This is a genomic window from Bacillus sp. AC266, from assembly GCF_979253805.1.
In genome coordinates, this window is the sequence record NZ_CEEDEC010000006.1 from 299,695 (window position 1) to 313,344 (window position 13,650).

Here is a 13,650-nt window from a genome sequence, read left to right on the forward strand (position 1 = left end):
AAGTGTTAAAAATATAGTATGCAAGATTGCATGAGAAATATAGTTGATATGCAATTAAGTTGTAACTATAATAGTTACAGGTTGGTTGCATTCAATCTATAAAATGAATTCATCAAGAATGGAGATGTTATAAAATGGGTATGAAAAAAATAATCTTAGCAGGTGCTTTAGGTATCGCAGCATTGTCAGGAATGAATTTACCAGGATTAGAAGCAACAAAAGCGAGTGCTGCTTCTGTTGAATCGAATTTATCAACGATTGAAGGGCGTGTAGTAGATGTTAATAGTGGTGTGATTGTTGTGAAATCTAATCAATTTGAAGAACCTATTAGTATTTATCTAGAATCACTTTCGAATGTTAAAGTAGGAAATGAAGTAAAAGCTACTGGAGCTATGATGCGTAATTTCACTGAATATATGATTGCAAATTCAGTTGAAAATACATCATTCAAGTTAGGCATGCACATGAAAGAAGACGGTTCACCTGATTATGTAATTGGTGAAGTATCTAAAGTAGGAAAGATGGAAGATGAGATAGAAGATCCTACAGACTATGTGATTGTTCAATATCCTTCGGTAAATGGAAAAAAAGCTAGCATTGAAGTTTACTTAACAAAAGGACAAACATTTAAAACAGATGATACTGTAAAAATTGATATGAAATATGTTGGTTGGGGAGGAACATCTATTAACTGGAATACAACTGATAATATTGAGAAAGTTCAGGTAGTAAAAAATACAGTTGAAAATAATGATGATAGATGGATCTGGTCTTAATTAAAATTGTAAGAGCTATTTTTGCGAATTACTTCTATAACTAATGTTTAAGCCTCGTGTGTGTAAAGTAAGAATAAAATAAGTAATGAGTAATTTATCAATCTATCGAATGAAATGTATCAACGCGAGGGAGTGGCGCTTATAAACAAGCGTCCGATTCCTGTGAAGGTGTTAAAAAGCACAGGTGACCGTGTATTAAATGGTTTCTATGAAGCTAAAAGTACAGTGAACTATGACGGTGTGTATAAAGGACAGGCTGTAGCATTTGAAGCGAAATCAACACAGAGTCTTACGCGATTCGATTTAAGTAACATTGCACAGCACCAATTAGATTACTTGGAGAAAGCAGAGAAGATGGGAGCAGTGTGTTTCTTCCTTATAGAGTTTAGTAAGGACCAAACAGTATTCTTGGTACCAGCATCAGTTGTTCAATCTTATGTAAGGATGTCTCATCAACCGGATGGTAAGAAGTCTATATCAAGAGCAGACTTTGATATTTATGGATACTTAGTGGAACGAACAGAAAGAGCACCAGTTGATTACTTACAATACATCGATGAGACAGGATTAATTCCAGGGGTGTTAGAGGGAATGATTCAGTTAGATCAGGACCATGCAAGGATTACAAATAACATTGAAGCAGCGAAAGAGAAGATGAACAACAAGAAACGAAAGTTATTAAAGGCTTAATGGATAGCGGAACGACGGCGAGTAGATGGTGGGGGCTACTTACTAACCGTCGTTCCCTTATTCAACAATGAGATATTAAAATTTCACGTACCTTATGTGATGTTAAAATTACAAATTCGAAATAGGGGAATTCCTTCATGGAACAATTATCTTTATTACCAGCAATCGATGACAATAAAGTGCAAAAGGAAGTAGTCAGCATATTAAAGGAATACGGTACATTAAAGATGCGATTCAATAATGAAGTGGAACAGGAAGGAATCAGTCTGTTTCCGGAGTTGCGTAATTCGAAGACTATGAGCCAATTTAAAGTAAGACAGATTGAGAAAGTACCAGATGATATTTTAGATGATGATGAAAGAAGTATCATTTCAATGAAGTTCTTAACTAATAAATCTGTAAAGGATTCGTTTGTACAGAATGAACTGATGATAAGTAACTCGTATTTTTATACGAAGAAGAAAAGTGCAATTAAACTGGTTGCTACAGCACTTGGGATTATTTAAAAATGGCAGAAAAAATGCATGGTTTTTGCGTATTTTTTGAGTGGTTTTTGAGGTTGGGATAAACGGTAAAGTTAGTATCACAAGGGGAACACAATCCCTTCCGGTGCTGGCATCCTGCGGAAGAATGCTCCCAAGGATATATCCGCAAGTATTAATTGCTGAAATGTAAGTAGGCATTAATGCAGTGCACTCTGTTACGATGGATGTCTAATGTGGGGCGATGAGGTAAGAGCACTCTGACGGACGAAAAGACCAATGAATGTATAACTATGACATATTCCAGTGTGGCGGGTGTAATATACTTGCATTCGTCATACTGTTTCTATTATATTTATCATTCAACTCGGAATGCGTCCTCTGGGTTGATAGTGAATATAATGCCTTTCTATTCTTTGTTAATGTCGTTCTTGAAAATGGAAATGGTGTGGTTGTTCATGATTGAATGAACATCGCGTTTCTAAAAAGAAATACGAATAAATTAGATCTTTATCATTACATTGCTTCAATTGCTCATTAGTAATTACTCACGATCTTTATTAATGACCAAACGAGGGCAAAGAGCTTCCGCTCTTTTTTTGAGCTAACGCAGCAGATTCTCCCATCCGTCCCTTTGAAAATACGTTAGTTCAAATAAGGCGCCGGAATAAATATATGCGTCTTATAAATTAAAAGATACCCTTTGTGTAAATGAGAGAGTTACCCCATAGCTCTCTTTGAGCATATAGGAAACTGTATGTTGAAAGAGAGTTTTAGGTCAGGTACATCGTGTACCTAACCTAAAATACCGACTCTACGGAGTATAAACGAGAAGATTCTTAGTCTTCTCCCAGTCACCGACACAGGGCGTGTAGCCATATTAGTTGATGCGGTGACTGGGAGAAGCCTGAGAGTATCTAGAATACCAGAGGCTTGAAGAGATACTTATTGCCATTTGTTCGCTCTCTTCCCCCTTCAGGAGCTGTCACTTCGGTGGTGGCTTTTTGTTTTGTAGGATATTCTTCTTTTCTGTCGAATAGATAGATTGGGAGAGGTGGGGAATAAGTAAATGAAAAAATTTATAATAAGCATAGAAGCAGTCGATGGTAAACAACACCAATTTGAAATTGAGTATAAAAAGACAGTAACAGTTGCTGCTATAGAAAATTCTATACAAGCAAGAGAAGCTAGATTCTTCAGATTTGGAGATCGTATGGTTAATTTGGACAATGTATTCTCTTTAGTGGTAAAAGAGAAGAAGGATTAAATACAAAAAAAGCATCCAAAATGGGTGCTTTTTTCTTTGTTATATAGAGATTACACAATAAATATTTTTAAAGGTGTCCTTAGGTATTATTTGGAATTGAACATCATATAATGGCATAGTAAGGTCTTTCCAATATGTGTTAACCTATACATTTTACGAGAGAGCACTTGAACTGGGAATTGCTCTTTTTCGCTTGCACTTTTTGAAAAGGACAAGCATATATTAGAGTATGGGGTAGCCCCACTTCATATATTTGAGCACCTATCGATTATGGGTGCTCTTTTATTTTGTATAAAATGGAGGTTAATGATGGGTATAACATTAGAAGAATTAGAAAAGTGTTTTAATGAATCCGTAAATGAAGGAGCAGAGTATGTAGCTGTTCAGATTGAAATGGATGGATTTCCTAGCGATGAAGTAATTATTAACGACAAATATAATATTGATTCTAAACTAGCGTATTATAAGAAAACGTACAATGAAGATTTAGAGCATAGATACGCTCCAGGAATTCGTATTGCAGGTTTTGCGTATGGTTATTCGTTCTCAGGAATTCTACGTGGATTAGAATTGCTGGTGGAATAGTGATTAAACCAATAGCAATTATCGTAGGCGCTGCCGTGATCGATTTAGCGTCTTATTTGTTGTTAAGGGAAGATAAGGATAAATAAAAAAGAGAGCCGAAGCCCTCTTTTGGAACCGAACTCGATTAATTACGCACAAATCGGAATTCCTAACGCTATTAAAGTTAATGCTACTTGAAGAGAAATCTCTAATCTAGCAATTTCAATCCCAGCAACTGAGACAACTAAAAAAGGTTGGCCATTTATGAATAGAACGCAACTTGTCATGACTACGCCTCCTTTCTGGTAATCTACTACAGTATATGAATCAAATAATAATATGTAATAGTTAAATTGATGGATTTAATAGAATTGATAGATTTACCATGTGCTAACAAAACAAACGAACACAACGAACGAAAAAAAGCAAGATTCAAATGAGCCCTGCTAGGTGGAGAGATACGATTAATTGTTCAATAGCTACAATGAACTCTGGTGAAATGTTAAATTCAAACTTAAAATGCATATAGCAATCGCCCTTTTTGTTTTTCCCTTACGGGGCTATATACAAAAAGAAATACCAGTCTCCACATAAAAAGCGCACAAAAATATCGATAGTTAACAAAGTGAAGTTTATGCAGGAAATAACGAGAGTTTAATGGTGGAAATAGCGTAAAATCAACGATGTATAAAAGGTATTGGAAATGGAAGTATTCGAAAGTGCCGAAAACGTTGATATGACGGCATATTTCCCAAAAACCTTGTTTACATAAGAAATCTTATCAGAAGTTGTAAAAATTAGAGGGGATTCCGTCTCAAAATGAAAAGAATTCTTATCTTATTGAGACATATAAGAGAATTTCAAAGTTATATTTTCAATTCTGTATTAGAATTAAATTAGGCTCAACTTTTACATAAAATAAGAGCAATAAAGAACACTTTTGACGTAAAAAGCACTAAAAGAAACAATCTCTTTTGATATTACAAACGGCTTAGTTTTGAGTATAATACAGCCGAGTTAGCCCTAAAGGATTAACTTAGCTGTTTTGTCATAAATTTATCTTAATGTGTTTTTTATGCTGATCGGACTCTATTAGTAACCGCACAATCAAAAATGATATATAAAAGCAGATGGATCTGGGACTAAAAAATATTACTAACTGATGAAAAGTGAACAATGCATTCTGTTGGATTGAACATAAAAGAATTGAAAGAGGGGTGCAAAAGCATACACTGCATAACTTCGCACGAAATACCAATTTTACGAACAATAATATAGATAAATAAAAATCTAATACAGTATTTAAGGATTTCGATCTCAATTGCATGAATCTCAGTATATTGGCATGTGTATATATAATTCATATTTTATATAGGAATCATTAAATGCTGAACTATTCATTGAAAATATTCATAGTAAATTACCTTTTAATATATAGGATTTTTTCTTATGTTCATCTAATTTGCTCCTCATAATCATGATTAAATTAACCAAGTCATGTTAGATAACGAATTTTAAACTGTCTTTATATATTGATTTTTGTATGAATTTATATATAAAAATTGTTTTATTTTACATACATTTATATGTAGTTTTTGCACTGGTTTTTATGGTGTTATACAAGTTTATCACTTAGCTAGCTGTAATTTTCATTTGACCAACTACACTATACCATTCAGTTTTGAGTATATTTTAGTATTTCATAATTTAATTATGTAAATAAGTTCGTGTAAAAATTGAATTTAATGCGAACTTGTGTTCGTGTATTTTTTCTGTTATAGTATATATGAGGTGATTTTTATGGATTACAGCAAGCAACGTCAAAAATTAGTACATCGTAAGAAATTATACGAGAATTTAAATGAAATGCCCTTTTACATAGAAGAATTTGTGGAGTACAAAGAATTGCATGATGCCTCTCCCTCCACCCTACTGAATTATGTATATGATTTTAGAGTTTTCTTTAATTGGCTATTATCTGAACAAATTATTGAATTTAAGCCCATTAAAGACATATCCTTCTCTGATTTGGAGAATTTAAAGAAAAAAGATGTTGAGAACTTTATGAGGTTTTTAAAACTACAACAAAATATGCAGAATTCCTCTGTTAACAGAAAAATTTCAGCCTTAAAGTCTTTATTTAAGTACCTTACCTCCCTATCAGAGAATGATGATGGAGAATGTTATTTTTATAGAAATGTAATGGCTAAAATTGAAATACATAAAGATAAGGAAACATTAAATGCCCGTGCAAAACGTATGAGATCTAAAATATTTCATAATGATGACGATCAAGAGTTTTTGAATTACATTAAGTACGAACATGAAAAATCTTTAACAAAACATCAGTTGTTCTATTTCCTAAGAGATAAAGATCGTGATGTAGCTATTCTCTCCCTCTTTCTTGGTAGTGGTATTCGTGTAAGTGAATTAGCGGATCTTCGTATGGAAGATATAAACTTAAAAGAAAGATTAATTGATGTAATTCGAAAAGGAAACAAAGAAGACTCTGTATGGATTACACCAATTGCATTGAATGACCTTGAAAAGTATATGGAAATTAGAGATAACAAATATGCCTCAGGAAAAGAATTAAAAAATGTGTTTTTATCAAAGTATAAACATACTGCACAGCCTCTTTCGGTTAGGGCTATCCAAGATATAGTAGAAAAATATACTAAGGCCTATGGCAAAAGAATGTCTCCTCATAAATTAAGACATACATTGGCAAATAAATTATATATGGAAGAAAAAGACTCGTTACAAGTCATGCAGCAACTTGGGCATACTAGTCAAGATACAGCATTGTTATACACTCAACTTGGGGAAACAACTATTAAGGATAGTTTAGGCAGATTAGGGAAAAATAAATAATAAAAGGTTCAGCAAATATGTATTGCTGAACCTTTTATTATTTGATGTAATTTTTAATTTTATTATGTAAAAAATATATAGTTTATCTTTCACTTTGATTGGTATATGAATGATGAAAGTATTAATAAAATATTTGATAGAAATATACATTTGAAAAACAATCCTCTATTTGTATGTAGATATATAAATCTGCTCATTACATTAGTAGTATACGTTAGCTTGTGTACGTTTGCGAATTTCTATTGGATAACCATGGTTATCTGTACACCATGACATATTCCATTCTCTCTTGAGAAATATTCTGGTTCATCTCCATTTCCTTGCTTCATATGAAAGTTTTGCATGCCATTTGTTAGTTTAAAATGAAAAAAAATCGTCTTTTTTCATTTTAAACTTCGATTCGTAAATGTATGCTTGTCCTTATCAAAAAGTGCAAAGCAAAAAGGCACCTAAGTAAGGTGTCTTTTTGCAAAAACGTCTCTTCAATCTTAGTTTAAATAATTTCAGATTTTGTGATACCAACATTACTAAATGCTTTTTTAACAACTTGTTCTGTGTTTTGGGGCATTTCCCCTTCGGTTATTAGTATTTTCGCGGCTTTTAGAATTTCTTCAAAAGCATCCTGGAAACTAGAATTTGGACGAAGATGCGGCCATGCATTATACCATAAGATAGCAGCATTATTTGTTCCTATTTCCATAGACACTAGAAAGAATGCTTTGTTTGGAATACCACTGTTCGTATGCACAATATAACTTTGTCTTTTTTTCTCATTCTTAAAAACACGATTACTACCATCATCATATTTATCCATGTGATTCGGTTGAGAATCATGATCATTTGCGGTTCCTGGTTCTTTCATTGAGCGAAGGGCTTTTCCAGGAAATTTTGGACCAATAATTTTGTCACCAATTAACCAATCGGCACTCTGAGCATTTTGACCCAAATGATATTGTTTTACTGCACTACCAATACAATCAGAAAAGCTTTCGTTAAGGGAACCAGGTTGATCATGATATTCGAGTTGAGATGTATACTGTGTTACACCATGACTCATCTCATGGGCTATAACATCAATTCCTGCTGTAAAATCCACGAAGATTTCACCATCACCATCCCCGAAGATCATTTGTTCTCCATCCCAGAATGCATTCATAAACTGCTTACTATAGTGAACGTTAAAAATAAGATCCAACCCTAGATTATCAATAGAATTACGATGTAATACCTTTTTATAATATTCTAAAATGATTTTTCCAGCATCATATGCTTGATTTACGTCCTCATCCTCAGTAGGTGAATCTCCCTCATCTCGAACTAATTTATGCTGAGGTTGTTCCGTATGTTGACAATCATAAACATGCCTAGTGGCTTTATGTTCTCTATTTTTCTCTAGTGAAGATTCCATTGTTTCTTGATTTTTGGTTATACTCTTTCTTTTTTCATGAATTTTTCTAGTATGTTCTAAGCTTTTTTGGGCTTTTTCGCTCCCTTTTTCTGCAAACTTTTCCAATAAGTATTCTGGAACAATACTTTCAATTTTTCTCATAGTAATCTTTCCTTTTCTATAATAATTGGTATTTTATATCCAAAAGAACTCATTATTTGTTAATCTCTTTCCCATATTCTTATCCGTATGGAATTAAAAACATATCTATGGATTGATTGATAGGAAAATAACTACACTAATAATAAATATTACTAGTTCTCTACAAATTTTTATTCGTAATGTACACCATTATAATTTACAAAACCTACTGGGTGGTGCGTGAAATGTATGACTGGATCTCCTGGATTACCTATTCCTACTTTTACATGTGTTTTATCAACATATTCCCCTTGCAGTTCGATTTCTGCTCCTTCTCTTAAGTCTGGAATTGGATTTTTCAATCCTAATTTATCTCCAAAACGAATTGCACAGAAGGCTTCATCTTCTACTAAAGATTTTGGTACACCTTTTATATCAATAACTTGAATATTATTAATTAAAAAATGCTGATGTGTTCCGCCTTCTGAATTAGAATCATCTTCTTCAACTAATTTTATTGTTGCTTTTACATGGACAATTGGACCGTGAAATGAAAGTGGATTTCGATGATGATCCATAAAATAATCTGCTAACGTATTACCAAAATGCGGATGTCGTTGTAAATGCTCACTCAAAGTTGTTCTCTCCATCTCTTTGTTATACTTACATCTGTTTAATAATTGGAAAGTGTAACGGTATTTAAAATAACACTAATCTTTTTGTGGATTTTAAACAAATAACTTTCTCTTTTAATCAGATGGATGTTCACTTGCCCAGCTTATAAATTGATTTAAACTTATTAAACCAACAAATTCATATCCTAATCCCGAGCCTTTTGGCTTTAAAATAACTGTATCTAAAAAATCAAGCGATCGTATAGATTCATCAAAAGAATAATCATGAGCGATGAATATCCTATTTACTTGCGAGTTAGGTTCTGTTTCAAATATTCTAATTAGTTTTTCTTTTACTAGTCTCTGTTGTTCATTTGGATTTTCAATATTCAAGTTGTTAATCTCAGCTAATTCATCCATCACTTCTATATTTTGTTCTCCAAAAGCCAGTTTGCCTGTGTCTTTAGTTCGACAATAAGGGCTTGTAAATACGGGGTATTGAACGGGTACTTTTTGTGTTCTAAAGATCTCTCCTAGTTTTTCTGATTGTTTTTTTCCATTATCGGTTAAGTTGCTTTGTGTTTTGCAATCTTCTAGATCTAGTACTCCTCCTGGTTCTCTTTCCTTTTCTCCATGCCTTAGGTATAAATTATATCCGCCAGCTTTAAAGGCTTTTAACAATGAAAAATCTAATGTCTCTGTGTTTTTCAATTCTGTATTATCCATTTTCCTCATCCTTCTTTCTTATTTAGTAAGTTGCTTCAACTATATTCGTTTTATATCAATCGAACGTCTATAAGAAGTATATTTATATTTTGCACAAAAATCATCTGTTTACTGAGTACTAGTGTAAACACCCTTCCGTTTAAGCGCATTTATAAATATTTAGTATGAATAATGATTATTTACATGGATTCAAAACCCATTCTGTTTTTAGTATGTCTTGCTCTAATAACCATTTTTTCTCGCTAAGATATTGTTTTAATTGTTGATGTTGTTGACTTGCACTATCCTTATCGTTGAATTTTTTTAAAGATATTTCCACAATTACTTCTGAACATTTATCTCTTGACCATACTTCTATTTTCACTTTATGCCCTTGCCATTCTCCTGTATATTTCCTTTCATATACAGGGCCATATTCAATTGCTTTAATTATTTTATCTTCGGTCCAATCATCCTGCTTCCAATTCCGAAATTCTTCGGGAGCATTTTGAAGGAATTTTTCACGTAACTCTTGAATTGGCATTGGATTTGAAGAATCAGGTGTTGTGTCGATAACATCACAAGATAGGCTTAATGTCCTTTTTGTAAATCCCCAATCAATTTCCACTTCAAATTTTGTATTATTTAAATCAAACCCTTCTTCTTTTGCTTGTCCTAGAATTATGTCTATATCATCATTGGTAATCGGGTATCTTTTTTTATATGTTAATTCTTGACCGTCTTCAACTTTTCGGTTTCGTAAAATCCAACCCACTTGATACATTTCTTTATTTACAGTATCTATAAATTGAATATACCGTTGCTCAGCTTTTGTAATTTTAAGTTCACTTTTTATACTTTCTTGTAATTCATACTTTTCATTTAAAATTTGATTACTTTGAAGAAAAAATTTAACTTCATACTTAAATTGAATTAAATCTTCTGACATTATATCATCCTTCTTATATTATGTTTATTAAAGGTATTATTAAACCGTATCAGGGATATGAGCTGTTGATATTAAAGTGTAATGAGCTAAAGAATACTTAATAAATTTTTGTATAGTTGATTTTATTTAAAAATCTGTATTATTTTAAGATATAAATGTATTACTTTTAAACGAATACTTTAAGCTTAAAAAGAAACTAGTTCTAGAATTTGTTTATAATTAACAGCCGAAAAATCCACATGAGTTTCTATGAATTTTTCGGTTAAAAGGAACTGCTCTAGTTATTCTATTTTATATTATTCGAATTTAACATTATGATGTAACGATTGTTAGTCCCGATATAAACCTTCATATATTTATCGTATTTGTAATACACCATATCTTCAAATGTACATGACACCAAATACTTAATAAAATTTCAAACTTATCTTTTAGGAATTTTGCTGGAATAATACAGTATACTGATGTTAATACTAGTAACCCTATAACTTCTATTTTATTCTTTTGACAAATCTAACAATCCATTACCTACTAAACGCTTGGAATCAGCAAGAGCTGTTGTTCTTTTAATCAATTGAGCATAAATTTCATCCTCAGATAACGTTCTATCGAATTCCTTTTTACTTTCACAAAGTTTAATAATTAATGCTGCACCACCTGAAATATGCGGAGTTGCCATTGAAGTTCCACTTAATGTTGCATAGCCTCCACCTTTGTAAGTTGATAAAATTCCTACTCCAGGCCCAACTAAATCTACATTTTTGTTTGATTCACTAAAAGTGGCTATTTTTTTATTTAAATCAACAGCACCAACTTCTACAACCTCCTGATACGCCCCAGGGTAGCCAAGCAAATCAGTATGATGCCCCCTATTACCTGCTGCACAAACAACTAATACATCGTTATTCACTGCATTTCTTACAGCTTGATGTAAATCTGGATTATCTTCTGGTCCTGACAAAGACATAGAAATAACTCTTACTTTTTCTCCATTAGGACCTCTCCAGTTTACCGCGTAATTAATCCCATTTATTATCCATTCATAGGCGCCCGATCCATTAGGTCCACCTAATACTTTTACGATAAGTAGCTTAGCTTGTGGCGCTACTCCTAAAACACCTTGGTTATTTTCTGTAGCAGCAATCGTTCCTGCCACATGTGTTCCATGACCATTCATATCAGAATAATTATTTGGATCACTATTATTATCAGTAGTAAAATTTTTCCCTCCAATAATACGATCTTTTAAATCTACATGGTCAAGTTGGCATCCAGTATCTAGGACCGCAACCACAATATCTTTTCCTTTTTCACTTTTTCCCCATGCTGCCGGAGCATTTATAAGTTGTACACCTTCAGGTATTTCACGAACTTCATTAACTACTTCCACCACTTCAAAAGGAATTAACCCTATCTCGTTTTTCTTTACATCATTTGAATTATTTTGACTCATATCTTCACCTCATGTAATAAATTTTAATTGTTTTTAAACAATCAAAATCTATTCTCTACATATATCTCACTAAATATGCAACTTATATACAGATTGCCCTAAAAACCTTCAAAGCGATAGCATTTAAAAGACATTCTCTTAGTTTATAATTTAACTTTGTGTCACTTTATTTGATAAAAAATCTGTATGCACCTAAATATAAAACTCACCGATAAACCTCATCACTCGTAGTAATTTATTAAATTTCTAAAATAGATACCGAGTTATATCAATAAAAAATATTATCTTATTAAAAATAATTAATTAAATATTCTCTTTAAATTATTTAATATTGTTAAATAAAAGCTATTTTTCACTGTTATAAACACTTTTCATAGATGTAATACATTTTTATTAATATATATATAAAATAATATAATGTGTTTACCACCTATTATTCATAAACTTTTTGATTATAAATTCTTAATAGAAAAAATATTTTTCCTCACATTTTTACGTATATAACTTTAGAATAAAAAACAGATTACAGATAATACTATATTCTGTTTAAATAAATTTTTAGGAGCTGATAGTAATGCCGTTAAAAAATTATGGAGTTTTAAAAGGTCAAGTAGTAGGGTATACCCCTCCTGACAATCAGGATAGCACACCTCATTTTACAGTTAATATCTCAGATAATAATAACCGTGAATACGAAATTATTATTAATGTCAAATCAAAAAAACGACCATCTGAGTTATTGTATTATGCAGGCAAAAATTTTCATTCTGAGCAAATTACAAACCTACCTAACTTAAATTATGGCTTCACAAACATTACTAGTAATAATAGAGAAATTGCACTTGATTATATTAGAGGTAATTTACTTGACCGCTGTAAACTAGTCCCACTTCCAGTAACTGCACCTGGAGAGGATAACGATTTACAAGATAAATTTTTAAATTACATGAAAACATCTGAAAATAATCCAAAAGTTGATATTTATGCATACGGTGAAGAAATCCCTCCTGGAATTCATGATGTCCACATGAACCAAGGAAATGTAGGAAGTTTCAGAAAAGATGACGGCATTTGGCAAGATGGTGGAGTGCTTTTCCATTATAAAGATACTGATAAATGGGAAGCTGTCTTTTTAGCGTTCCAGTCACAATCATGGTGTACAGATGACTCAGGCCATGCAATTAAACCTGTTGAAGACTGTAATTACAAAAGCGATTGTTAGTATTAAAGTTTATAAATAGAAATCTTGTTAAAGATCCTATTATTATTCAGATTTAAATTTCAAGTTAGTAAAAATGTTTATCTCGAGGATAATGAAAAAAATATTATATAAATAAATTCCTATTTAAAATTAAGAGGTGGTGTAAACTTACACTTTCTCTTTTCTACAATCCAAATAATTAGGCTTATCGTTATGCATCTGCTGTTCAGAAGTAACATAGCATCCAGGTTCATGAATATTGAAATCATATCCATCAAATTGCATCAGGATGATTTGGCAGGAATCCAATTTATTTATGGTTCAAATACCTAAATCTTATTATTAAATTATTAACAATATATTAAAAGAATGTACAATTAATATTATATTTTCTCGGTTATAAGCACCAAAGCTTTTGGTTACCAAGGTTCTTACTATTAAAAGTAAACTTCACTTTAGTACTGATGGACACAAAAAAATATTATTATTCCAGTTCCTTCACTGAAACCAAGGATATTCTTAAGTAGTCCTATGAAATTTTATGTTT

13 protein-coding genes are annotated in these 13,650 nt (G+C 31.9%); 7 read left to right on the forward strand and 6 right to left on the reverse strand.

Annotated features, from left to right (window positions below; translation table 11 throughout):
* The first annotated feature begins 134 nt into the window (after positions 1-134).
* The 5 genes from AC0IXC_RS23540 to AC0IXC_RS23560 all read left to right on the forward strand — a co-directional run bounded on the left by AC0IXC_RS23540 (position 135) and on the right by AC0IXC_RS23560 (position 3,800).
* A complete protein-coding gene (locus AC0IXC_RS23540; RefSeq protein WP_471653412.1) occupies positions 135-776 on the forward strand; it encodes a hypothetical protein in 642 nt (213 codons plus the stop codon).
* A gap of 96 nt (positions 777-872) precedes the next feature.
* The gene (locus tag AC0IXC_RS23545) at positions 873-1,466 is read left to right on the forward strand and encodes a Holliday junction resolvase RecU (protein WP_471653484.1); all 594 of its coding nucleotides are present in this window, start codon (positions 873-875) and stop codon (positions 1,464-1,466) included.
* 137 nt (positions 1,467-1,603) lie between these two features.
* Positions 1,604-1,972, forward strand: a complete 369-nt coding sequence (locus AC0IXC_RS23550) for an ArpU family phage packaging/lysis transcriptional regulator (protein ID WP_326996925.1) — start codon at positions 1,604-1,606, stop codon at positions 1,970-1,972.
* 1,045 nt (positions 1,973-3,017) lie between these two features.
* A complete protein-coding gene (locus tag AC0IXC_RS23555; protein ID WP_113769899.1) occupies positions 3,018-3,215 on the forward strand; it encodes a hypothetical protein in 198 nt (65 codons plus the stop codon).
* A gap of 309 nt (positions 3,216-3,524) precedes the next feature.
* The gene (locus AC0IXC_RS23560) at positions 3,525-3,800 is read left to right on the forward strand and encodes a hypothetical protein (protein ID WP_471653413.1); all 276 of its coding nucleotides are present in this window, start codon (positions 3,525-3,527) and stop codon (positions 3,798-3,800) included.
* Positions 3,801-3,928: 128 nt separating this feature from the next.
* Here AC0IXC_RS23560 and AC0IXC_RS23565 read toward each other — a convergent pair whose 3' ends face one another.
* Entirely contained in the window at positions 3,929-4,066 is a 138-nt protein-coding gene (locus tag AC0IXC_RS23565) for a DUF3956 domain-containing protein (protein ID WP_113769897.1), read from the reverse strand.
* A 1,513-nt stretch (positions 4,067-5,579) separates the two neighbouring features.
* Between AC0IXC_RS23565 and xerS the strand changes: the two genes are divergently transcribed.
* The gene (xerS, locus tag AC0IXC_RS23570) at positions 5,580-6,653 is read left to right on the forward strand and encodes a tyrosine recombinase XerS (protein ID WP_471653414.1); all 1,074 of its coding nucleotides are present in this window, start codon (positions 5,580-5,582) and stop codon (positions 6,651-6,653) included.
* 493 nt (positions 6,654-7,146) lie between these two features.
* On the opposite strand, the gene AC0IXC_RS23575 is transcribed toward xerS, so the two are convergent.
* The 5 genes from AC0IXC_RS23575 to AC0IXC_RS23595 all read right to left on the reverse strand — a co-directional run bounded on the left by AC0IXC_RS23575 (position 7,147) and on the right by AC0IXC_RS23595 (position 11,902).
* A complete protein-coding gene (locus AC0IXC_RS23575) occupies positions 7,147-8,202 on the reverse strand; it encodes a M4 family metallopeptidase (RefSeq protein ID WP_471653415.1) in 1,056 nt (351 codons plus the stop codon).
* Between the two features lie 170 nt (positions 8,203-8,372).
* Positions 8,373-8,816, reverse strand: coding sequence for a hypothetical protein (locus AC0IXC_RS23580; RefSeq protein ID WP_064474067.1), 444 nt, complete (start codon positions 8,814-8,816; stop codon positions 8,373-8,375).
* A gap of 114 nt (positions 8,817-8,930) precedes the next feature.
* Complete coding sequence (locus AC0IXC_RS23585; protein ID WP_471653416.1) at positions 8,931-9,521, reverse strand: histidine phosphatase family protein; 591 nt, start codon at positions 9,519-9,521, stop codon at positions 8,931-8,933.
* A 175-nt stretch (positions 9,522-9,696) separates the two neighbouring features.
* Complete coding sequence (locus tag AC0IXC_RS23590; protein WP_471653417.1) at positions 9,697-10,449, reverse strand: hypothetical protein; 753 nt, start codon at positions 10,447-10,449, stop codon at positions 9,697-9,699.
* Between the two features lie 496 nt (positions 10,450-10,945).
* Positions 10,946-11,902 carry a S8 family peptidase gene (locus tag AC0IXC_RS23595; RefSeq protein ID WP_471653418.1) on the reverse strand — a complete coding sequence of 319 codons (957 nt, stop codon included), beginning with the start codon at positions 11,900-11,902 and terminating at the stop codon, positions 10,946-10,948.
* A gap of 574 nt (positions 11,903-12,476) precedes the next feature.
* On the opposite strand from AC0IXC_RS23595, the gene AC0IXC_RS23600 reads away from it, so the two are divergent.
* Complete coding sequence (locus AC0IXC_RS23600; protein ID WP_375866830.1) at positions 12,477-13,124, forward strand: YukJ family protein; 648 nt, start codon at positions 12,477-12,479, stop codon at positions 13,122-13,124.
* The last annotated feature ends 526 nt before the right edge of the window (positions 13,125-13,650 follow it).

Bases quoted from the DNA above. Each gene is read 5' to 3' on its own strand.
- AC0IXC_RS23560 (WP_471653413.1), top strand. From the start codon at position 3,525: ATGGGTATAACATTAGAAGAATTAGAAAAGTGTTTTAATGAATCCGTA.
- AC0IXC_RS23565 (WP_113769897.1), bottom strand. From the start codon at position 4,066: ATGACAAGTTGCGTTCTATTCATAAATGGCCAACCTTTTTTAGTTGTC.
- AC0IXC_RS23550 (WP_326996925.1), top strand. From the start codon at position 1,604: ATGGAACAATTATCTTTATTACCAGCAATCGATGACAATAAAGTGCAA.
- AC0IXC_RS23590 (WP_471653417.1), bottom strand. From the start codon at position 10,449: ATGTCAGAAGATTTAATTCAATTTAAGTATGAAGTTAAATTTTTTCTT.
- AC0IXC_RS23555 (WP_113769899.1), top strand. From the start codon at position 3,018: ATGAAAAAATTTATAATAAGCATAGAAGCAGTCGATGGTAAACAACAC.
- AC0IXC_RS23600 (WP_375866830.1), top strand. From the start codon at position 12,477: ATGCCGTTAAAAAATTATGGAGTTTTAAAAGGTCAAGTAGTAGGGTAT.
- AC0IXC_RS23540 (WP_471653412.1), top strand. From the start codon at position 135: ATGGGTATGAAAAAAATAATCTTAGCAGGTGCTTTAGGTATCGCAGCA.
- AC0IXC_RS23595 (WP_471653418.1), bottom strand. From the start codon at position 11,902: ATGAGTCAAAATAATTCAAATGATGTAAAGAAAAACGAGATAGGGTTA.
- xerS (WP_471653414.1), top strand. From the start codon at position 5,580: ATGGATTACAGCAAGCAACGTCAAAAATTAGTACATCGTAAGAAATTA.
- AC0IXC_RS23575 (WP_471653415.1), bottom strand. From the start codon at position 8,202: ATGAGAAAAATTGAAAGTATTGTTCCAGAATACTTATTGGAAAAGTTT.
- AC0IXC_RS23585 (WP_471653416.1), bottom strand. From the start codon at position 9,521: ATGGATAATACAGAATTGAAAAACACAGAGACATTAGATTTTTCATTG.